We start from the raw sequence: 20,860 nt of genomic DNA, 5'->3' as shown, positions 1-20,860 counted from the left end.
AACATGGCGACAGCGCGCAACGCGGGTAACCAGATCCAGGTCAAGGAATCGGTGTTCGCCTGGGAGGGCAAGGACAAGACCGGCAAGACCGTGCGCGGCGAGCTGCGCGCCGGCGGCGAGGCGGTGGTCAATGTCACGTTGCGCCGCCAGGGCATCCTGGTCACCAAGGTCAGGAAGAAGGCCTACCGCTCCGGCAAGCGCGTCACCGACAAGGACATCACGCTGTTCACCCGCCAGCTGGCGACCATGATGAAGGCCGGCGTGCCGCTGCTGCAATCGTTCGACATCGTCGGCAAGGGCCACGCCAATCCGTCGGTGTCGCGGCTGGTGATGGAGTTGCGCGCCGATATCGAGACCGGCACCAGCCTGAATCAGGCGTTCCGCAAATTCCCGCGCTACTTCGATCCACTGTTCTGCAACCTGGTGGGCGCCGGCGAACAGGCCGGCATTCTGGAGGACCTGCTGACACGGCTGGCCGTCTACAAGGAAAAGACCCAGGCCATCAAGGCCAAGATCAAGTCGGCGCTGCTGTATCCGGTGTCGATTCTGGCGGTGGCCTTTCTGGTGACGGCGGTGATCATGATCTGGGTGGTGCCGGCCTTCAAGGAGGTGTTCACCAGCTTCGGCGCCAGTCTGCCGGCGCCAACCCTGTTCGTGATGGCCATGTCGGCCTTCTTCGTACAGTGGTGGTATGTGATCTTTGGCGGGCTGGGCGCCGGCATCTACTTCTTCCTGCGCGCCTGGCAGCGTTCACCGCGGATGCAGCGCGGCATGGACCGGCTGCTGCTGCGGCTGCCGGTGTTCGGCGCGGTGGTCCGCAAGGCCGCCATCGCCCGCTGGACGCGCACGCTGTCGACCATGTTCGCCGCCGGCGTGCCGCTGGTGGAGTCGCTGGACTCGGTGGGCGGCGCGGCCGGCAACGCCGTCTATCTGGATGCCACGCGCCGCATCCAGACCGAGGTCAGCACCGGCACCAGCCTCACGGTGGCAATGCAGAACGCCGAGGTGTTTCCAAATATGGTGACGCAGATGGTCGCCATCGGCGAGGAATCCGGCGCGCTGGACGCCATGCTGGGCAAGGTGGCCGACTTCTACGAGGATGAGGTGGACGAGGCGGTGGCCGCGCTGGCCTCGCTGATGGAGCCGGCCATCATCGTCATACTCGGCGTGCTGATCGGCGGTCTGGTGGTGGCCATGTACCTGCCGATCTTCAAGCTCGGCTCGGTGGTCTAGCCCCGCCGCAGCCAGGCCGCCAGGCCGCGCCGCCGGCGCGGCGCGCGCGGCGTCTGGTAGCACACCTCGCCCGGCACCTTGAGGATCACCTCGGTGCCCTGCCGCGGCACGCTCAAGACGTCGAGGCTGGCGGCCATGGCGGCGGCGCGCTCGCGCAGCGCGGCGTAGCCGGCCGGCAGCTGCGTCATGCCGCGGCCGTTGTCGCGCACCCGCAGCGTCAGGAAGGCGCAGCCGTAGTCCAGCGACAGCTCGATGCGGCTGGCCCGCGCGTGCTGGAAGGCGTTGACCAGCGCCTCGCGCATGATGGCGTACATCTGCTCGGCGCGGTCGCCGTTGACCGGCGCCGGGTCGCCGCTGATGAGCATGCGGAACGGCACGTCGAAGGTTTCCTGCAGCGCCTGGCCGGCGGCGGCCAGGGCCTGGCTCAGCCTGTCGCCGTCGGCCAGCGGCACGCGCAGCGCCAGAATCTGGTGCCGTCCCTCGGCCAGCACCTCGTCGGCCTGGTCGAGGATTTGTTCGAGCGCGGCGCGCTCCGCGCTGTCGGCCGCCATCCGGTGGCCGACGCTCTGGAAGCGCAGGATCATGCCCTGCATGCTTTGCAGCAGCGTGTCGTGCAGGCTGGTGGCCACACGCTCGCGCTCGGCCAGCTGGCGCAGCCGGGCATGGTAGGCGCGCCGCAGGCGACGCAGGCACAGCAGACAGACAGCGCCAGCCGCCAGGCATGCTAAAAGCAAGCCGAGCAGCCAAAATAACGGTGTCTGCAAAGACGACGACAAGGACGCGCTCCGAGCGGAAGGACAGAACAGACACCTTGCCACCGTTGCCGGCGTTTTACTATCTCCCCGACGAGGGAGTGTCGGCCGAAAAACCCAGCGCAACGCCGCGCGCATGCTTTAATATGGGGCCCGTGACCATTCAAGCCCGCTAACCACCCATGCTGCACACCTCCCTGCTGTTCGCCCCCGCCGGCGACCTCGCCATCAGCCTCATCGCCGGCGTCTTCGGCCTGCTGTTCGGCAGCTTCCTCAACGTGGTGATCCACCGCCTGCCGATCATGATGCAGCGCGAGTCCGACAACTACGTGGCCGAAGAGTCCGGCAAGCCGCTGCCGCACACCGACCGCTACAACCTGATGGTGCCGCGCTCGGCCTGCCCGCACTGCCAGCACCAGATCACCGCGATGGAAAACATTCCGGTCCTCAGCTGGCTGGCGTTGCGCGGCAAGTGCCGTGGCTGCAAGGCGGCGATTTCACCGCGCTATCCACTGGTGGAGCTGCTGACCGGTGCGCTGTCGGCGCTGGTGGTGTGGCGCTTCGGCAGCGGCCAGGCCGGGCTGGCGGCGCTGTGCTTCCTGTACGTGCTGATCGCCCTGACCTTCATCGACGCCGACACCAAGCTGTTGCCGGACGACCTGACCTATCCGCTGCTGTGGGCCGGCCTGCTGGTCAACATCAACGGCACCTTCGTGCCGCTGCGGGACGCGGTGATCGGCGCGGCGGCCGGTTATCTGGCGCTGTGGTCGGTGTACTGGCTGTTCAAGCTGGCCACCGGCAAGGAAGGCATGGGCTACGGCGACTTCAAGCTGCTGGCCGCGCTGGGCGCGTGGCTGGGCTGGACCATGCTGCCGGCCATCGTGCTGCTGTCGTCGCTGGTGGGGGCGGTGGTCGGCGTCGGCCTGATCCTCTTTGCCCGACGCGCGCGCAACAATCCGATTCCGTTCGGCCCCTACCTGGCCGCCGCCGGCCTGATCGCCATGCTGTACAGCGCCCCGCTGCTGGGCCTGACCATGCGCCTGGGCCAGCCATGAGCCAGCCGCCGTTCGCCATCGGCCTGACCGGCGGCATCGGCAGCGGCAAGAGCACCGTGGCCGACATGTTCGCCGCGCGCGGCGCCACCATCGTCGATACCGACGTCATCGCCCACGCCATGACGGCGCCGCACGGGCCGGCGATGGCCGACATCGTGCGCGCCTTCGGCCCCGGGTTCGCCGACGCCAGCGGCGCCATGGACCGCGCCCGCATGCGCGCGCTGGTGTTCGCCGACGCCGGCGCCAAGGCGCGGCTGGAAGCCATCCTGCACCCGCGCATCCGCGACGCCGCGCTGGCCGCCGGCGCCGCCGCCAGCGGCAGTTATGTGATCTACGCGGTGCCGCTGCTGATCGAGTCCGGAACGTGGCGTGCGCGCGTCACCCGCGTGCTGGCGGTAGACTGTGCGGAAGAAGTGCAAATTGCCCGCGTGATGGCGCGTAACAATTTGCCGGAAGCGCAAGTCCGCGCCATCATGGCGACACAAGTGAGCCGGGCGCAAAGGCTGGCGGCGGCGGACGATGTGATTGTCAATAATGCAGGAATTGCGGAGTTGACGGCGCAGGTCGAACGTCTACACGCCGATTATCTGCACATGTGCCGCAAATTTGCTGGTAATTTCGCGGATTAGGGCAATAATGCCTTCGCAACGTTTGTAATTTTGCTTGGCTTGCTTCAAAATCACGAGAATTAATTGCTGCATGTCCATCTATAGAGGGATGTCATTTTGATCGTCTACGAATATCCTTTCAACGAGCGCATCCGCACGTTGTTGCGCCTGGAGGATTTGTACGAGAAATTCAAGTTCTTTGTGCATCAAGAACATCCGATGCAGCACCATGTGGCGCTGTCGACCATCTTCGACATGCTGGAAGTGGCCGGCCGCGCCGACCTGAAATCCGATCTGCTGCAGGAACTGGAGCGCCAGCGCCAAACGCTGCTGGGCTACCGCATGAATCCGAATGTCGAACCAGAGATGCTGGACGCCATTCTGGCCGAGGTGGACGGCGTCAGCGGCGCGCTGGTGGCGGCGCAGGGCAAGACCGGCCAGAACGTACGCGACAACGAGTGGCTGATGAGCATCCGCGGCCGCACCATCATTCCGGGCGGCGCCTGCGAATTCGACCTGCCGTCTTACTACGCCTGGCAACAGCGGCCGGCCGAGGCGCGCTTTAACGACATCATCAACTGGTTCGCGCCGCTGGCGCCGCTGTTCGACGCGCTGGCCCTGGTGCTGCGCCTGCTGCGCGATTCGGGCGGGCCGGTGAAGATGATCGCCGTGGCCGGCAGCTATCAGCAAATGTTGCAGGGCAAGGTGTATCAGATGCTGCGGCTGACGCTGGATGCATCGCAGGGGGCGATTCCGGAGATTTCCGCCAACAAGTACATGCTGTGGGTGCGCTTCACCTCGCAGGGCGGCGATCTGAAACCCAAGCCGCTGGAAGATGATGTACCATTCGAGCTGACCCTCTGTAACTTCTGACCAATCTCATGACCACTGTAGTTGAATGCCCGACCTGCGCCGCCAAAGTGGCGTGGAAGCCGGAAAACAAGTTTCGCCCGTTCTGCTCGGAACGCTGCAAGAAAATCGACCTCGGCGCATGGGCCGAGGAAAAGTACGCGATTCCCGCCGCCCCGCCCAAAGACGCCATCGACGAAGAGTAAGACCCGTTATCCCCGCGCGGCGGTGACGGGGTGGCGCACCTGCTCCAGCCACTCCAGCAGCGGTATCGTCGCTGGCAACAGCGGCTCCACGCCCACCGTCCCCTGCCACGCGAACGCCTGACCTTCCAGACTCTGCGGCTCGCCCGACCAATCACGGCTGATGAAAAAATGCAGCCGCACATGCGCGTGCGGATAGACGTACTCGACGCCGCACCACTCCTCGGCGCTGTGGATGGTCAGTCCCAGCTCCTCGACAAACTCGCGTTGCAGCGCCTGCAGGATCGTCTCGCCCGGATCGACTTTACCGCCGGGAAATTCCCAGTAGCCGTCATACGGCTTGCCCGCCGGGCGCTGGCCCAGCAGCACGTCACCGTTCGGCTTGACCAGAATGCCCACCGCGACATCGATCGGCTTCTGCGTCATGCCAGCTTCCCCGCGTAATCCTTGGCGAACTGCCACGCCACGCGGCCCGAACGCGAACCGCGCTGCAAGGCCCAGCGCAGGGCGTCGCCACGCGCCGCCGCGATCTGCGCCTCGCTGCAGCCCAGCGAGGCCAGCCAGTGCGCGACGATGGTCAGATAATCGTCCTGCCGGAACGGATAGAACGTCAGCCACAGGCCGAAGCGCTCGGACAGCGAAATCTTCTCCTCCACCGTCTCGCCCGGATGCAGATCGCCGTTCTCGTCGTGCTTGTAGCTCATGTTGTCGGACATGCGCTCCGGCAGCAGGTGGCGGCGGTTCGAGGTCGCGTAGATCAGCACATTGTCCGACTGCGCCGAGATGCTGCCGTCCAGCGCCACCTTCAGCGCCTTGTAGCCGCTCTCGCCCTCTTCAAACGACAGGTCGTCGCAGAAGATGATGAAGCGCTCCGGCCGCCCCGCGACCAGCTCGACGATGTCCGGCAGCTCGGCCAGATCGGCCTTGTCGACTTCGATCAGGCGCAAGCCATCGTTGGCGAACTGGTTCAGGCACGCCTTGATCAGCGACGACTTGCCGGTGCCGCGCGCGCCGGTCAGCAGCACGTTGTTGGCCGGCTTGCCCGCGACGAACTGCCGCGTGTTCTGCTCAATCTGCGCCTTCTGCGGGCCGATGTGCTGCAAGTCGTTCAGTGCGATGTCGGACACCTGCGTCACCGCCTGCAGATAGCTCGGACCGTTGGCGCGCTGCCGCCAGCGGAACGCGTAACCGCGCTCCCACTGCGGCTGCGGCGCGGCCGGCGGCAGAATGGCCTCGACCCGCGCCAGCAAGGCCTCGGCGCGGGCCAGGAATTGTTCGAGGGCGGCCGACATCTCAGGAACGGTAGTCGGCGTTGATCGACACGTAATCGTGCGACAGGTCGCAGGTGTACACCGTCGCGCTGGCGGCGCCGCGCGCCAGTTTGACGCGCACGGTGATCTCGGCCTGCTGCATCACGCGCTGGCCGTCCTCTTCCTTGTAGTCCGGATTGCGGCCGCCGTTCTTGGCCACCCACACCTCATCCAGGTACAGGTTCAGCTTGGACACGTCCAGATCGTCGACGCCGGCGTAGCCAATGGCGGCCAGGATACGACCCAGATTCGGGTCGGAGGCGAAGAAGGCGGTCTTGACCAGCGGCGAGTGGCCGATCGAATAGGCGATCTTGCGGCACTCCTCCACGTTGGCGCCCTGTTCCACGATGATGCTGATGAACTTGGTCGCGCCCTCGCCGTCGCGCACGATGGCTTGCGCCAGGAACAACGACAGTTCGGTGACGGCGTCGCGCAGCTGCGCGTACTCGGGCTGGTCCACCGAAGTGATTTTCAGCGTGCCGGCGCCGGTGGCGATCAGCATGAAGGAATCGTTGGTCGACGTATCGCCGTCGATGGTGATGCAGTTGAACGAACGGTCGGCCGCGTACTTGACCAGCTCATCGAGCACCGGCTGCGCCACGGCGGCGTCGAACGCCAGATAGCCGAGCATAGTCGCCATGTTCGGCTTGATCATGCCCGCGCCTTTGGAGATGCCGGTCATGGTCACGCTGTGGCCGCCGATGGTCACGCTGCGCGAGCCGGCTTTCGGCTGGGTGTCGGTGGTCATGATGGCTTCGGCGGCGTGATACCAGTTGTCGGCCTTCAGGCCGGCCACGGCTTGCGGCAGGCCGGCGATCACTTTGGCGGCCGGCAGCGGCTCCAGGATCACGCCGGTCGAGAACGGCAGTATCTGCGTCGGCGCCACGCCCAGTTGCGCGGCCAGCGCCGCGCAGGTCTGATGCGCCAGCGACAGGCCCAGTTCACCGGTACCGGCGTTGGCGTTGCCGGTATTGACCAGCAGCGCGGTGATCGGCTGGCCGCTGGTTTGGGCGGCGGCCAGGTGCGCCTTGGCGATCTGCACCGGCGCGGCGCAGAAGCGGTTCAGCGTAAACACGCCGGCCACGGTCGCGGTCGGCGCCAGTTTCATCACCAGCACATCCTTGCGGTTCGGCTTCTTGATACCGGCTTCGGCATAGCCGATTTCAACACCGGCGACAGGCTTCAGTTCGGCGGCGATGGGCAGAGGGGAATTGACGGCCATAATGTGATCTCAGAGGATGAAAAAGAGGAGCCGCTATTGTAATCCCTCACGCGGCTGCGCGGAAAAACCGGTGTCAGGTCTGACAAAAGCACACGGGCTCAACTGCTACGCAGTTGAGCCCGTGTGCTTTTGTCAGACCTGACACCGGTTTTGTTTAGGCCAGCTTACCGTGGCAAGCCTTGTACTTCTTGCCGCTGCCGCATGGGCAGGGGTCGTTGCGGCCGACTTTCAGGCCCAGCTCCATCAGCTGTTCGCCCGTCAGGTTCTGCAGTTCCGGCGGCAGGCCGCTGAATTGCGGCGGCGCCAGCAGGTCTTCCGGCGCCGCGTCCGGGTTGAAGTCGGCGTGCTGGTAGCTGACGTTTTCCAGGTGCGATTGCTGCATCGCCGCTTCCGCCGCGTCGATCTCTTCGCGCGACTGGATGCGCACCGTCATGATCAGCTTGACGACTTCGTTCTTGATCATGTCCAGCATCTGGCCGAACAGCTCGAACGCTTCGCGCTTGTATTCCTGCTTCGGATTCTTCTGCGCATAGCCGCGCAGATGGATGCCCTGACGCAGGTGGTCCAGCGCCGCCAGGTGTTCGCGCCAGTGCGAGTCGACCGATTGCAGCATGACGTTGCGCTCGAAGCCGCCGAACGATTCCTTGCCGACGATCTCGATCTTCGACTGGTACAGCACATCGGCCGCCGCCACCACGCGCTCGACGATGTCGTCGTCGGTCAGGTTCGGCTCGTCCTCGACCATCTTGGTCAGCGGCACGTCGAGCTGCCATTCGGCCGCCAGCACCGCTTCCAGCCCCTTCAGGTTCCACTGCTCCTCGACCGATTCCGCCGGCACGTATTCGCGCACCAGGTCGGTGAAGGCGCCGTGACGCAGCGACTGGATCAGTTCCGAAATATCGGTCGCCTCCAGCAGTTCGTTACGCTGCTGGTAGATCACTTTACGCTGGTCGTTGGCGACGTCGTCGTATTCCAGCAGTTGCTTACGGATGTCGAAGTTGCGCGCCTCGACCTTGCGCTGCGCGGTCTCGATCGAGCGCGAGACGATGCCCGCTTCGATCGGCTCGCCTTCCGGCATCTTCAGGCGGTCCATGACGGCGCGCACGCGGTCGCCGGCGAAGATGCGCAGCAGCGGATCGTCCAGCGACAGGAAGAAGCGCGACATGCCCGGATCGCCCTGACGCGCGGCGCGGCCACGCAGCTGGTTGTCGACGCGGCGCGATTCGTGACGCTCGGTGCCGACGATGTGCAGGCCGCCGGCGGCCACCACTTGCTCGTGCAGCGCCTGCCAGCCGTCGCGCAGCGCCTGCGCTTGCGCGGCCTTGTCGGCGTCGCTCAGGTCGGGATTGGCCTCGATGAACTGGATTTGTTTTTCAACGTTACCACCCAGCACGATGTCGGTGCCGCGGCCGGCCATATTAGTGGCGATGGTGATGGCTTTGGGCGAACCTGCCTGGGCGATGATCTCCGCTTCGCGGGCGTGCTGTTTCGCGTTCAGCACGTTGTGCGGCAGATTGGCCTTGGTCAGGATGCCCGACAGCAGCTCGGAGTTTTCAATCGAGGTGGTGCCCACCAGCACCGGCTGGCCGCGTTCGTAACACTCGCGGATTTCCAGCATCATCGCGTTGTATTTCTCTTGCGCCGATTTGTACACCTGGTCCTGACGGTCCTTGCGGGCCGATGGACGGTTCGGCGGCACCACCACGGTTTCCAGACCGTAGATTTCCTGGAACTCGTAGGCTTCGGTGTCGGCCGTGCCGGTCATGCCGGCCAGCTTGGCGTACATGCGGAAATAGTTCTGGAAGGTGATCGAGGCCAGCGTCTGGTTCTCGTTCTGGATCTTGACACCCTCTTTCGCCTCGACCGCCTGGTGCAGGCCGTCGGACCAGCGGCGGCCGGTCATCAGACGGCCGGTGAATTCATCGACGATCACCACTTCATTGTTCTGCACCACGTAGTGCTGATCCTTGAAGTACAGCGCGTGCGCGCGCAGCGCCGCGTACAGGTGGTGCACCAGCGTGATGTTGGCCGAGTCGTACAGCGAGGCGCCTTCCGGCAGCAGGCCCATCTTGGTCAGGATGGCTTCGGCCTTTTCGTGGCCGGCTTCGGTCAGCAGCACCTGGTGGGCTTTTTCGTCCTTGGTGTAGTCGCCCGGCACCTCGATCTTGCCCTTGCCGTCGGCGGTTTCCTCGCCGACTTGCAGCGTCAGCAGCGGCGGCAGTTCGTTGATCTTGTAGTACAGATCGGTGTGGTTCTCGGCCTGGCCGGAGATGATCAGCGGGGTACGGGCTTCATCGATCAGGATCGAGTCGACTTCATCGACGATGCCGAAGTTCAGCACGCGCTGCACGCGGTCCTTGGCGTCGAACACCATGTTGTCGCGCAGGTAGTCGAAGCCGAATTCGTTGTTGGTGCCGTAGGTGATGTCCGAGGCGTACGCCTGCTGCTTGGCGCTGTGCTCCATCTGTGACAGGTTGATGCCGGTGCTCAGGCCCAGCCAGCCGTACAGCTTGGACATGGTCTCGGCGTCGCGCTGCGCCAGGTAATCATTGACGGTGACGATGTGCACGCCCTTGCCGGCCAACGCGTTCAGGTAGGCCGGCAGCGTGGCGGTCAGGGTTTTACCCTCGCCGGTGCCCATCTCGGCGATTTTGCCGTAATGCAGCACCATGCCGCCGATCATCTGCACATCGAAGTGGCGCATCTTCATGACGCGCTTGGACGCCTCGCGGCAGACGGCGAAGGCTTCCGGCAGGATCTGGTCCAGCGTCTCGCCGGCGGCGAGGCGCTCCTTGAAGGCGGGCGTCTTGGCTTGCAGCTCGGCGTCCGACAGTTTTTCCATGGCCGGCTCGAGCGCATTGATCTCGCGTACCGTTTTTTGGTATTGCTTGAGCAGGCGCTGGTTGCGGCTGCCGAAAATCTTGGTCAGAAAAGACATGCTTGAATTCTTGTAAAAACGCCGTTAAAAAAAGCCCTGCGCCCTGCTGCACGGAGTTGGACTGTGGCAAAAGACGGTGATTTTATCACGCGTCCGGTGCTAGATTGGGTTATTAGCCTATATAACAATAGCCCAAAGGTGAACCGTGTCACAAAATCAAGTGATTTTAACTGCTGGTGACGATCTTTGGGCGCTGTGATATGTTTCGGCAAATGCGATTCAACTCCTCCAACATCTCGCTGAAGCGCCGCACGGCGGTGGAAGCCACCGATTTCCTGCGCCGCAACGACAAAATGGCCTCGTTACTGCCGGCCATCGAGCGCATGGCGCGGCTACAGAAAGACTGCGCCGACTGCCTGCCGGTCATGTTCCAGCACGCCGCCATCCTGTCGTTCGAGGACGGGCAACTGCTGCTATCGCTGCCGACGACGGCGCTGGCGGCCAAGCTGAAGCAGCAATTACCCAAATTACAAGACACCCTGGCGCAGCGCGGCTGGCAGGTGAGCGGCGTGCGCCTCAAGGTGCAGATGACCAAGGCGGCCGAAATCAAGGAAAAGATGCGTTCGCTGGAACTGCCGCCGGCGGCGGTGGACGCGTTCGATCAACTGAGCGCCTCGCTGGAAGCCAGCCCGCAGAACAGCGCGCTGATCGACGCGCTGAAGGCGATGGTGGCGCGCCGCCGCGCCGACGGCTAAACCCGGTGTCAGGTCTGACACCGTCCTTTACTTGGAGATGCGCAGGATGGCGGAAGCCAGCTTGGAGAAGCACGGCGTTAGATCCGACTGGGTGGCGGCGTAGCAGTACAGGCCCACCGGCTTGGCCGGGTTGTAGCAGCGCGACGGCGCGTCCACCGCGTTGGCCATGCACTTCAGCGTGTCCTCGCCGCGCTCGCCGTCGTAGCCGGTGGCCGCCTTCAGGCTGGCCCCCAGCCCCAGTGTGAATATATAGATGCCTTCGTCGCGCGATTTCGCCGCCATCGCTTCGACCAGGTTGCGCGCGGCGCGGTTGACGTTCTGGTAGTTCAGCGTGTTGGTGACCACGCGTGGCGAGTTGGTGACGATGGGGAATTCGCGCGGCGTCTGCGCCGGGTCGTTGGCCACCAGCCAGTTGGCGGCGTGGGCATTGTACCAGTCCGGCAGCGAGGCCGCCCAGCCCGGCAGGTCGGACGGCGTGCAGGTGCCGCCGATGTCGTCGTATTGCTGGTCCAGCTTGTACAGCCCGGCCGGCGCGCCGGCACCGTCGTCGTCGGTGTAGGCCACGCCCGCCGTGGTGCACAAGCCGGGAATCTTCCAGTTCAGGTAGGCGCCGATCGAGTTCGGCGTGCCGTCCGAGAAGAACACGATGACGCGCAGGTTCGAGCGGTTCAGGTTGGCCGTCGGCACGCTGTTGATCTGCTGCCGCGCCCAGTACATGCCTTCGGCCGAGGCGGTCGCGCCACTAAACGTGTAGGCCTTGATGTGATTGGTCATGCTGGCGCGATCAAAGCCGCGCGCGGTCTGCAGGATCGGGTCGTCGACGATGCCGCCGAAGGCGAAGCGCACCAGGCCGACGCGGTCGCGCGTGACGTTGAACTGGTTGAGGAAGGTGATCGCCGAACTGCGCACATTGCTGGCGGACGGCGCCAGCGAGCCGGAGACGTCCATCACCAGCACCATGTCGAGGTCCTTGCGCTTGGTTTCGGTCAGCACCGACGGCGTCAGCACGCCGCTGGCGAAGCCGCCAAACAGCACGGTCGGCAGCGTGGCCGAGGCGCTGACGGTGATCGTCACCTCGCTGCCGCTGAAGGCGACGCCGATGTCGTTCAGCGTGGCGTTCGCCATCAGGTAGTTGGGCGGGAAGTTGGCGGCGAAGAAGCGCTGCCCGGCGGCCTTGGCGTTGGCCGTCTGCTCGCTCTGGTTGTTGCCGTTGCTGATGGCGCGTGCGGCGGCCAGGCCGGCGGCGTCGGTGGCGGCGTTGAGCTTGGAGCGCACCAGGTAGCTGAGGCCGGCGCTGAAGGCGAGGCCGACCACCGCCAGCAAGGTCACCAGCGAGATCACCACCATCACCATGACGCCGCCGCGTTGTGTGTGCCGTGTACGCATCATCAGAACACCGTCATCGAATAGAAATCGGTCACCGCCGCCGGCGTGCTGAAGCCGCCGACGCTGAAGCTCTGGAACAGCATATTGAATTTGTAGAACACCTCGACCACGTAGATTACTTCGCCGTCGAGTAACTGGCCGCTCATCATCGACACCACCGGCGCGCTGCTGCCGCTGGGCACGGCGCAGGTGCCGGCGCCAGCGCCAGCGCCGCCCCAGTTGCTGCAGCTCCAGATCTTGCTGAGCGGGGCGTAGCCGCTGACGCGGTAGCCGCGGTTGGTGCCGGGGTCGTCCCAGCGGTACTGCTCCAGCACCACGCTGCGGGTGGTGCCGCCGCTGGTGCTGCCCATGATGCGGGTGATGTAGACCATGCCCAGCTTGTTCATGTCGAGCGGCGGCGCCGACGCCGCCACCTGGCCGATCAGCGTCTGGGCGTTTTCCGACAGTTGCAGCTTGCCGTAGGCGGTCATGCTGGCGGCCTCGCGGCTGATGTTAATCAGGATCATCTGCGCCTGCAGTGCGCGCGCGATGTCGACCAGCGCGATCAGCAGCAGCAGCAGCACCGGCAGCAGCAGCGCGAATTCCACGGCGGCCAGGCCGCGGCCGCGCGTGCGCCGAGGGAGCGGACGGCGCGCCGTCATTGGTTGGTCATGGTGGCGGCCACGGCGAACTTGTATTCGCCGTTGGGGAACACGGCGGCGACGATCGGCGTGGCCAGTTTCCACGTGCAGTCGAGCCGCAGCACGACGATGTCGCCGACCCCGCCCAGCAAGGGGCCGGCGTTGCCGGACGAGGAGGCGGTGCCGTTGACCGAGAAGGTCGGGCACACGCTGTCGAGATAGCCGGCGGAGTTGTTGCGGATCACGTTCATCACCGAGGCCAGCTGCGTGCTGTTGGCGTCGCTGCGCCCAGTGATGGCGTAGCGCGCGCCCTCGCGCACCGCGTACTGCATGGTCAGCGTGACGAAGAACACCAGGCTGAATTCGATCACGCCGATCAGCAGCAAAAACGCCACCGGGGCGACGATGGCCATCTCGACGACGGCCGAGCCGCGCTGACGGCGCGGGCGGGCGGGTACTTTGATCATGTTGCGTCCGTGGTACGGTGGGGTCGGGACAAACAGCGCAGGCGCGAATGGCGCGGCGCGGTGCGGTGCGGTGGCTGGCCGGCACGCTCGGTGCCGGTCGCAGCGCCACGGGAGTGCGGTGACGGTAAGCCATTGTAGTGCGATTCATGGTACTCCGCTCGGTGATTTAATCGGCGAGGTCAACCTCAACAACACGGTGTCCGGCGTGGCCGGACGGGCATCCTGGTGGCAGCGTAGCACGCTCCGGCTGGACATGGCAGCAATGTCTGCGTAGACTCGATTGCGTTAGCAACAACTATCGATACGCTATTTTGTGTAGTTTTGCTGCATAGCGACCGCCGCCGAGACCGGCGGCCTGGAGACCGACCGTGATGCCACACAGCCCCCCTGCCGCCACGCTGCAAGCCGGCGGCGACGCCGGCGGCGCCTCGATGGTGTTTGTCATGCGCCTGCTGCTGGCGCTGACCGCCCTCCTGACGCTGTGGGTCGCGCCGGGCGACCTGGGCAACCGGGACGGCGTGCGCACGCTGCTCGACGCGCTGATCTTCGGCGGCTACCTGCTGCACGCGCTGGCGCTGCTGCTGGCGGCGCGGCGCTACCGCAATCCCTTCTGGCACGGCAAGCTGGTCTACTGGATCGACCTCGGCTGGTTTGCGCTGATGGTGTACTGCACCGGCGGCGGCAACAGCTTCTTCTACCCGTTCTTCTTTTTCGTCATCCTGACCGCGTCGTTCCAGTGGGGCTTCGACGAGGGCGCGCGCATCACGCTGGGGGCGACCGGCGCGCTGACGGCGGCGACCTGGCTGGCCGACAGCCAGATCAACCACGGCCACCTGTTGCTGCGCACCGCCTTTGTGCTGGCGCTCGGTTACATGATCGCCTACTGGGGCGGGCTGGGCGTGGCGCAGCGCCGCCGCCTGAGCCTGCTGCGCGATGTCAGCCAGCTGGCCAACCCGCGCTTCGGTGTCGACCAGAGCATCGCCGCCATGCTGCGCCAGACGCGCGACTTTTACCATGCCAGCAATTGCGTGTTGCTGATGCGCGACGGCGGCGAGGCGCCGTGGCAGTTGCACTCGTCGGGCGCGCCGGACGGACGCCCCGCGCTGGCGCGCCTGTCCGAGGGCGCCGCCGCGCCGCTGCTGGCGTTCGCGCCGCAGGCGCTGGTGCAGTACGCGGCGGCGCTGCATCCGCGGCTGGCGCGCACGGTCGAATCGCGTCAGCGCCTGCCCGGCGAGACGCGCTGGCAACCGCTGCCGCCGGAAACGGTGGCGCCGCTGGCCGACCTGCTGGACGCCGGCTCGCTGATCAGCGCGCCGCTGCCCTTGCGCAAGGGCGAGGGGCGTATCTATGTGGTGGCGGCGCGGCAGCGCTTCAGCCGCAACGACGCGGTGTTTTTGCAGCAGCTGGCGGCGCAGGTGTTCCCGGTGATCGAGAACATCGTGCTGCTCGACCGGCTGGCCTCGGACGCCGCCTTCCGCGAGCGGCAAAAGATCGCGCGTGACTTGCACGACACCACGATCCAGCCGTATATCGGCCTGCGCCACGGCATCAGCGCGCTGCGCCAGTCGCTGCAATCGGATCACCCGCTGGCGGCGGAACTTGATAAACTGATCGACATGGCCACCGAGGTCATCGGCGACATGCGGCAGTTCGCGCGCACCGTGCGCAACGGCGCGGCGCAGACCGAGGCCGAGCTGCTGGTGGCCTTGCGCCGGCAGGCGCAGCAGGTGCAGCAGTTCTACGATATCCAGATCGTCATCGCGGCACAGGAGGGCTTGTCGATCAGCGACCGGCTGGCCGCCGAAGTATTTCAAATCGTGAATGAAGGCATGCACAATATCCGCAAACACACCCGCGCCCGCAGCGGCAAGATCAGCTTGAGCAACGCTGACGGCCAGCTGCGGATACGCATCGAAAACGAGACCCCGGAAGGGCCGGCCACGGCGTTCCTGCCAGGCTCGCTGGCCGAGCGCACCGCCGCGCTGGGCGGAACCATCGCCGTCGATTGCGCCACGCAAGGCACGACGGCGATCAGCATCGCCATTCCGGTATAAGCGAGGCCAACACGCATGACGACACCGATCCGCATCCTGCTGGTAGACGACCACAAGACCATGTTGTGGGGGCTGGAAAAACTGATCGACGGCGGTGGCGCCGATTTGCAACTGGTCGGCACCGCCAGCAACAACGACACCGCGCTGCAGCAGGCCGCCGCGCTGAAGCCGGACCTGATCGTACTGGACCTGGATCTGGAGGGCCGCAGCTCGATCGAGATTCTGCCGCGGCTGTTGCAGGACAATCCCGGCGTCAAGGTGATGATTTTGAGCGGCAACCGCGACCAGGGTTTGCTGACGCAGGCGGTCAAGCTGGGCGCGCGCGGCGTCGTCAGCAAGGAGGCGGCGGCCGACGTGGTGCTCAACAGCATACGCGCGGTCCAGCGCGGCGAGACGGCGCTCGACCCGGCGCTGATGAACGCGCTGCTGGGTCAGTTCTCCGCGCCGGCCCAGGCCGATCCGGAGGCGGCGCGCATCGCCTCGCTGACGCCGAAGGAGCGCAAGATCGTCGCGCTGGTGGTGGAAGGCAACGGCGCGCCGAACAAGGCGCTGGCGTCCCGGCTGTTCATCGCCGAGCCGACGCTGCGCAACAACCTCACCACCATCTATCAGAAGCTGGGCGTGGCCAACCGGCTGGAGCTGTATGTGTATGCGACCAAACATGGCCTGCAGGCGGTGTGAGTGACGATGCCTGTCGTTTTGCAAGGCTGGTCTTTGGAGGGGCGCCTGCGCCATCTCGCCGCTTCCTCGCCGTGGTTGATGCCGGCCCTGCGCGCGGCGCGCACACTGGACTTGTCATCGTGGTGCCTCGGCGCCGGCGTGGTACGCAACCTGGTGTGGGACGCGCTGCACGACTATCACACACCGTCATCGCTGGCGGATCTGGATCTCGCCTATTTCGACGCGGCCGATGTGTCGCCCGAACGCGATGCGCTGCTGCAGCGTCGGCTGGCGGAGGCGATGCCGCACATCCCGTGGGAAGTGACGAATCAGGCTGGCGTGCATCACTGGTTTGAAAGTTACTTCGGCCATGCGGTCGCGCCGCTGACATCGCTGCCGGAGGCGGTGGCGTCGTGGCCGGAGTACGCCACCTCGGTGGGCTTGTGGCTGGATGCGGACGATACGATCCATGTGATCGCGCCGCATGGACTCGATGATCTGTTCAACTGCGTGGTGCGGCGTAACCCGGCGCGCGTGAGTGTGGCGACCTATCGCCAGCGGGTGGCGCAAAAGAACTATGCCGCGCGCTGGCCGCGTGTCACGATCATCGCGCAGTGACAAATGTCACTGCAAAAGATGACGTTTGTCGGCTGTGCGGCGACGGCAAGTTGCGTAGAATGACTTTCATCGGCAGCACACAAGCAGTAACGCAGTACCTAAAACCCGAACCCCGTTTTAGTTGATGCAGTAATTCCTTACTCAACCAACTTTTACGAGGCTCATCATGAACGCAATCCACAACTTCCTCCGCAACGAAGACGGCATCACCGCCATCGAATACGCCCTGATGGCCGCCGCCATCGCCGCCGCGATCACCGCCGGCCTGGCTATCCTCGGTCCAAAAATCACCGCTTCGCTGACTTATATTTCCGGTCTGATCAAATCATCCTGATTCCAGTCTCCTTGTTGTAAGCTCCTTGTAGTTAGTTATCCGGGACCTCGGTTCCGGACTTTTTTTGCCTGAAAATAAATCATGACAAATGTCACCCGATATCGGGAGCTTTGTCCGCTGTGAAAACGATCTCATCTGTATAGACTGCGCTTTCGTCTCCCCTACTGCTGGAGTTCCTGCAATGCGCTTCCCCACCATCCACCGCGGCATTGCCCGCTTCATCGGCGACGACGACGGCGCCTCGCTGATGGAGTACGCGCTGGTCGCCGCGCTGGCGTCAGTGATCATCATCATCGCCATCCTGGCGGTGCTCAACTCCCGCACCTGAAGTCATCACGGGCGTCCACGCCACAACGATATAAAAATTTCCAGAGCGGCACACGCCACGCTGGAAATTTTCTATACACTAGGCTTCGTCTGCTCCCTTTTCAACAAGGTGATTGATGACCTTCCTGCCGTTGCTCATACTGTGCTGCTTGCTGGCACTGGCTGTCTGGAATGATGTACGCACGCGCCGCATCCCCAATGCGCTGGTGTTCGGCGGCGCCGTGCTGGGCTTGCTGTTCAACGGCGCCTTGCCCGCAGGGGATGGTCTCTTCGTGCAAGTCTTTGGTGGCATCGGCATCTGGCAAGCACTGGCCGGCCTGGCCGTCGGTCTGCTCCTGCTGCTGCCGATGTATGCGATGCGCGCGCTCGGCGCCGGCGACGTCAAACTGATGGCGATGCTCGGTGCTTTCACCGGTCCCGGCGACGTGGCTGGCATCACGCTATTGACGCTGCTGGCCGGCGGCGTGCTGGCGCTGGTGGTGGCCGGCTTCAATGGCCGCCTCAAGCCGATGCTCTACAACACCTGGCACCTGATCAAATACAGCATGCTGCGCTCGCTCGCCGGCGAGGTGCCGAAGATGGAAGCGCCGGCCACGCCGAGCGGCCGCCTGCCCTACGCGGTGGCGATCGCCGCCGGCGCCGCGCCCTACCTGGCGTTCGGCGCCGCCACCGGCCGCAACCTGTTTTTCTAAGGGGACGCATGCACATCCAGCAGACGACCGACGCCCCCGCCGATGCGCGCGCGCCGCGCACCACGGACGAAACGGGCCTGCCGTTTCTGTTCCTGGTCGAGCTGTTGTGCAAGGTACTGTTCCAACGCGGTCAGGTCCGTCTGCCCGACCTGGCTAGCCATCTGAAATTGAGTATCAGCGTGATCACGCCGCTGGTGACGCATTTACGCAACGAAAAATTATGCGAGGTCACGCGCAGCGGCGGCAGCGGCACCGACGCCGACCTGACCTATCATCTGACCGAGGCCGGCACGCAGCGCGCCGTCGCCTGCCTCAACCGCAACGCCTATGCCGGCCCGGCGCCGGTCACGCTGGCCGCCTACGTGGCGCAGATGGCGGCGCAAAGCGTGCGCCATCTGCACGTCACGCGCGCCGATGTGCAGGCCGCCTTCCACGACGTGGTGGCCAGCGCGCAGGTGCTGGACCAGCTGGGCGCGGCGATGAACTCGGGCCGCGCGATCTTCATCTACGGCCTGGCCGGCAGCGGCAAGACCTATCTGGCCGAACGCTTGTGCCATCTGCTGCGCGGCGCGATCGCCGTGCCCTACGCCATCATGATCGACGGCGAGGTCGTGCCCTTCTACGACCCGGTGCAACATCGCCCGCTGGCCGACGCGGCGCCGCGGGACGATGGCAACGACCTGCTGCGCACGCGCGACGCGCGCTGGGTACGCGACCTGCAACGGCCCACCGCGCTGACTGGCGGCGAGCTGACGCTGGAGATGCTCGACCTGCGCTTCGACCACAACACACGGCTGTATCAAGCGCCTCCTCATTTGAAAGCCAACAACGGCATCTTCATCATCGACGACCTGGGCCGCCAGCGCTGCTCGCCGCTGGAACTGATGAACCGCTGGATCGTGCCGATGGACCGTGGCGTCGATTATCTTTCCTTGCACACCGGCCTGGTTTTTCAAGTGCCGTTCGATGTGGTCGTGGTATTCTCGTCTAACTTCCTGCCCGAGCGCTTATCCGATGGCGCTTTCCTGCGCCGGCTGGGATACAAGATAGAAGTACCGCCGCAAACGCCCGCCGAATATCAGCAACTGTTCCGCCAGGCCTGCGCGCAGTACGGCATCGCATTCGACGCCGCCGCCTTCGACTATTTGCTGAGCGGCCTGCATGCCAAGGACGAGACGCCACTACTGGCCTGCTATCCACGCGACCTGATCCGTCAGGTGCGCGATCTGGCGCGCTACGAAAGCACGCCACCCGCGCTCAGCGCGCGCGCGCTGGACTGGGCCTGGCACAACTACTTCGCCGGCGCCGGCGCCCGCCGCGCCGCCGCCGATCCGCAGCCGCGGGAACGCCAACGACGCGACCCGCCCAACCCGCTTAGCCAAGGAAGGCAAGGATGAGAAATACCCGTGCTCTGACAATGATCGGTGTCGCGCTGCTGCTGGCGCTGGCCGCCGTGGTGGTGGCGGCGCAGTGGATCGCCGGCCAGTCCGCCAGCAACAGCAACAAGGTGGCGGTGGCGCTGCTCGATATCAGCATGGGTGCGCGCATCACGCCGGAACTGGTGAACATGGTCGACTGGCCGGCCAACTCGGTGCCGGCCGGCGCCGCCAGCGACGTCAAGGCGCTCGAAGGGCGCATCACCCGCGCCAACGTCCAGCGCGGCGAACCGATCACCGAGGCCAAGCTGGCGCCGGCCGGCACCCAGGGCGGGCTGTCGTCGGTGGTGGCCGAGGGCAAGCGGGCGATGACGGTGCGCGTCAACGACGTGGTCGGCGTGGCCGGCTTCGCGCTGCCGGGTAACTATGTCGACATCCTGGTCAACACGCAGAGCGACAGCTACGGCGACCACCTGGCACGCGAGCAGGCCATCTCGAAGATCGTGCTGGAGCGCATTCTGGTGCTGGCGATCGCGCAGGAATCGAGCCGCGACGATACCAAGCCGAAAGTGGTCAACGCCGTCACGCTGGAACTGACGCCGCAACAGGTGGAGCAGCTCGACCTGGCGCGCAGCGTCGGCACGCTGTCGCTGGTGCTGCGCAACCAGGTCGATCCGCAATCGGCCAACACCGAGGGCGCCACCAAAAGCAGCTTGCTCGGTGACAGCGCCATCGCCACCGCCCCGCCGCGCGCCGGCACCACGTTGCCGACGCCACCAGCGACAGCTGCGCCCGCGCCACCACCAAGGCCGCCGCGCGAGCAACGGCAAGGCGACAAGGTGGAAGTCATCAAAGGTCTGGAGCGTAGTTCACAACAATTTTAAGCATTGGAGAACGCGACTTGAGCAAGGTATCCGCTACGCCCTTCCCCTTCGTGCCGCCGGCGGCGGTTGCCGTTGCCGTGGCGGTGTTGCTGAGCGCCGCGCCGCCAGCTTTTTCAGCGCCCCCTGCGGCCAGCACCGCGCCCGCGCTTGAACTGGCGCGCGAGATCACGCTGTCGGCCGGCAAGTCGACCCTGATGCATCTGCCGTTCGCGGCCGCGCGGGTGGCGGTCGGCGACGCCAAGATCGCCGACGTGATCCTGCTCAACCCCAGCGAAATCTACCTGCTCGGCAAGACCACCGGCTCGACCAACCTGATCGTCTGGAACCGCGCCAACCAGGCCAGCGTCATCGACATCAGCGTCGACCTGGACACCGCCGGCCTGCGCCAGCAGTTCAGCGAGCTGTTCCCGACTGAACGCGACATCCGCCTGACCGTCTCCGGTAACGCGCTGATCCTGTCCGGCAGCGTGGCCGACTCGGTGCGCGCGGCGCAGGTGGTGGCGGTGGCCAGCGCCTACCTGCAACGCACCGCCCGCAGCGGCGGCAGCGGCGCCGCCGCGCCCGACGCCGCCGCCCA

23 protein-coding genes are annotated in these 20,860 nt (G+C 65.3%); 15 read left to right on the top strand and 8 right to left on the bottom strand.

What is annotated here, in order from left to right; translation table 11 throughout:
• The first annotated feature begins 3 nt into the window (after positions 1-3).
• Complete coding sequence (locus GTP44_RS10580; protein WP_160990880.1) at positions 4-1,233, top strand: type II secretion system F family protein; 1,230 nt, start codon at positions 4-6, stop codon at positions 1,231-1,233.
• Here the strand turns inward: GTP44_RS10580 and GTP44_RS10575 are convergent.
• On the bottom strand, positions 1,230-1,967 hold the full coding sequence (locus GTP44_RS10575) for a sensor histidine kinase (protein ID WP_161019393.1): 738 nt from the start codon (positions 1,965-1,967) through the stop codon (positions 1,230-1,232). The two genes, GTP44_RS10580 and GTP44_RS10575, sit on opposite strands and share 4 nt — an antisense overlap.
• Before the next feature lie 200 nt (positions 1,968-2,167).
• Here GTP44_RS10575 and GTP44_RS10570 point away from each other — a divergent pair, with 200 nt between their 5' ends.
• From GTP44_RS10570 to GTP44_RS10555, 4 genes are all read left to right on the top strand, one after another.
• Positions 2,168-3,040: a prepilin peptidase gene (locus tag GTP44_RS10570; protein WP_161019392.1), complete on the top strand. Its 873-nt coding sequence runs from the start codon at positions 2,168-2,170 to the stop codon at positions 3,038-3,040.
• Positions 3,037-3,669 carry a dephospho-CoA kinase gene (coaE, locus tag GTP44_RS10565; protein WP_160990883.1) on the top strand — a complete coding sequence of 211 codons (633 nt, stop codon included), beginning with the start codon at positions 3,037-3,039 and terminating at the stop codon, positions 3,667-3,669. Before GTP44_RS10570 ends, coaE begins: the two co-directional genes overlap by 4 nt.
• Positions 3,670-3,765: 96 nt before the next feature.
• Positions 3,766-4,521 (top strand): cell division protein ZapD, encoded by a 756-nt coding sequence (gene zapD, locus GTP44_RS10560; protein ID WP_161019391.1) that lies wholly within the window; start codon positions 3,766-3,768, stop codon positions 4,519-4,521.
• An 8-nt stretch (positions 4,522-4,529) separates the two neighbouring features.
• A complete protein-coding gene (locus tag GTP44_RS10555) occupies positions 4,530-4,703 on the top strand; it encodes a DNA gyrase inhibitor YacG (protein WP_160990885.1) in 174 nt (57 codons plus the stop codon).
• Positions 4,704-4,709: 6 nt separating this feature from the next.
• On the opposite strand, the gene GTP44_RS10550 is transcribed toward GTP44_RS10555, so the two are convergent.
• From GTP44_RS10550 to secA, 4 genes are all read right to left on the bottom strand, one after another.
• Positions 4,710-5,126 carry an NUDIX domain-containing protein gene (locus GTP44_RS10550; RefSeq protein ID WP_161019390.1) on the bottom strand — a complete coding sequence of 139 codons (417 nt, stop codon included), beginning with the start codon at positions 5,124-5,126 and terminating at the stop codon, positions 4,710-4,712.
• Positions 5,123-5,992, bottom strand: coding sequence for an ATP-binding protein (locus tag GTP44_RS10545; RefSeq protein WP_161019389.1), 870 nt, complete (start codon positions 5,990-5,992; stop codon positions 5,123-5,125). Before GTP44_RS10545 ends, GTP44_RS10550 begins: the two co-directional genes overlap by 4 nt.
• Position 5,993: 1 nt before the next feature.
• Positions 5,994-7,232, bottom strand: coding sequence for a bifunctional glutamate N-acetyltransferase/amino-acid acetyltransferase ArgJ (argJ, locus tag GTP44_RS10540; protein WP_161019388.1), 1,239 nt, complete (start codon positions 7,230-7,232; stop codon positions 5,994-5,996).
• 154 nt (positions 7,233-7,386) lie between these two features.
• Entirely contained in the window at positions 7,387-10,170 is a 2,784-nt protein-coding gene (gene secA / locus GTP44_RS10535) for a preprotein translocase subunit SecA (protein ID WP_161019387.1), read from the bottom strand.
• Positions 10,171-10,382: 212 nt separating this feature from the next.
• Between secA and GTP44_RS10530 the strand changes: the two genes are divergently transcribed.
• On the top strand, positions 10,383-10,865 hold the full coding sequence (locus GTP44_RS10530) for a DciA family protein (protein WP_229256870.1): 483 nt from the start codon (positions 10,383-10,385) through the stop codon (positions 10,863-10,865).
• Between the two features lie 27 nt (positions 10,866-10,892).
• Here GTP44_RS10530 and GTP44_RS10525 read toward each other — a convergent pair whose 3' ends face one another.
• The 3 genes from GTP44_RS10525 to GTP44_RS10515 are packed head-to-tail and all read right to left on the bottom strand — an operon-like array spanning position 10,893 to position 13,338.
• Positions 10,893-12,254, bottom strand: a complete 1,362-nt coding sequence (locus tag GTP44_RS10525) for a vWA domain-containing protein (RefSeq protein ID WP_161019385.1) — start codon at positions 12,252-12,254, stop codon at positions 10,893-10,895.
• Positions 12,254-12,892, bottom strand: coding sequence for a TadE/TadG family type IV pilus assembly protein (locus tag GTP44_RS10520; protein WP_161019384.1), 639 nt, complete (start codon positions 12,890-12,892; stop codon positions 12,254-12,256). The genes GTP44_RS10525 and GTP44_RS10520 overlap by 1 nt, the downstream gene beginning before the upstream one ends.
• Complete coding sequence (locus GTP44_RS10515; RefSeq protein WP_161019383.1) at positions 12,889-13,338, bottom strand: TadE/TadG family type IV pilus assembly protein; 450 nt, start codon at positions 13,336-13,338, stop codon at positions 12,889-12,891. Before GTP44_RS10515 ends, GTP44_RS10520 begins: the two co-directional genes overlap by 4 nt.
• Positions 13,339-13,709: 371 nt before the next feature.
• Here GTP44_RS10515 and GTP44_RS10510 point away from each other — a divergent pair, with 371 nt between their 5' ends.
• The 9 genes from GTP44_RS10510 to GTP44_RS10470 all read left to right on the top strand — a co-directional run.
• Positions 13,710-15,392: a sensor histidine kinase gene (locus GTP44_RS10510; protein WP_229256875.1), complete on the top strand. Its 1,683-nt coding sequence runs from the start codon at positions 13,710-13,712 to the stop codon at positions 15,390-15,392.
• Between the two features lie 15 nt (positions 15,393-15,407).
• A complete protein-coding gene (locus GTP44_RS10505; protein ID WP_161019381.1) occupies positions 15,408-16,073 on the top strand; it encodes a response regulator transcription factor in 666 nt (221 codons plus the stop codon).
• A 6-nt stretch (positions 16,074-16,079) separates the two neighbouring features.
• Positions 16,080-16,670, top strand: a complete 591-nt coding sequence (locus GTP44_RS10500; RefSeq protein ID WP_229256869.1) for a nucleotidyltransferase family protein — start codon at positions 16,080-16,082, stop codon at positions 16,668-16,670.
• A gap of 166 nt (positions 16,671-16,836) precedes the next feature.
• On the top strand, positions 16,837-17,004 hold the full coding sequence (locus GTP44_RS10495; RefSeq protein WP_202412815.1) for a Flp family type IVb pilin: 168 nt from the start codon (positions 16,837-16,839) through the stop codon (positions 17,002-17,004).
• Between the two features lie 181 nt (positions 17,005-17,185).
• Positions 17,186-17,332, top strand: a complete 147-nt coding sequence (locus tag GTP44_RS10490; RefSeq protein WP_202424045.1) for a hypothetical protein — start codon at positions 17,186-17,188, stop codon at positions 17,330-17,332.
• Between the two features lie 115 nt (positions 17,333-17,447).
• Positions 17,448-18,023: an A24 family peptidase gene (locus tag GTP44_RS10485; protein WP_161019380.1), complete on the top strand. Its 576-nt coding sequence runs from the start codon at positions 17,448-17,450 to the stop codon at positions 18,021-18,023.
• Positions 18,024-18,031: 8 nt separating this feature from the next.
• Positions 18,032-19,420, top strand: a complete 1,389-nt coding sequence (locus GTP44_RS10480) for a DUF8689 domain-containing protein (protein WP_229256868.1) — start codon at positions 18,032-18,034, stop codon at positions 19,418-19,420.
• Positions 19,417-20,283 (top strand): Flp pilus assembly protein CpaB, encoded by an 867-nt coding sequence (gene cpaB / locus GTP44_RS10475; RefSeq protein ID WP_161019379.1) that lies wholly within the window; start codon positions 19,417-19,419, stop codon positions 20,281-20,283. Before GTP44_RS10480 ends, cpaB begins: the two co-directional genes overlap by 4 nt.
• A 17-nt stretch (positions 20,284-20,300) precedes the next feature.
• Positions 20,301-20,860: pilus assembly protein N-terminal domain-containing protein (locus GTP44_RS10470; protein WP_229256867.1), on the top strand; the 560-nt coding region annotated here is incomplete at its 3' end.

Origin of the sequence: Duganella lactea, assembly GCF_009857505.1 — a bacterium.
GTDB lineage: Bacteria > Pseudomonadota > Gammaproteobacteria > Burkholderiales > Burkholderiaceae_D > Rugamonas > Rugamonas lactea.
The sequence above is the reverse complement of the archived record's forward strand: the minus strand, read 5'-3'. Positions and strand labels throughout refer to the sequence as shown.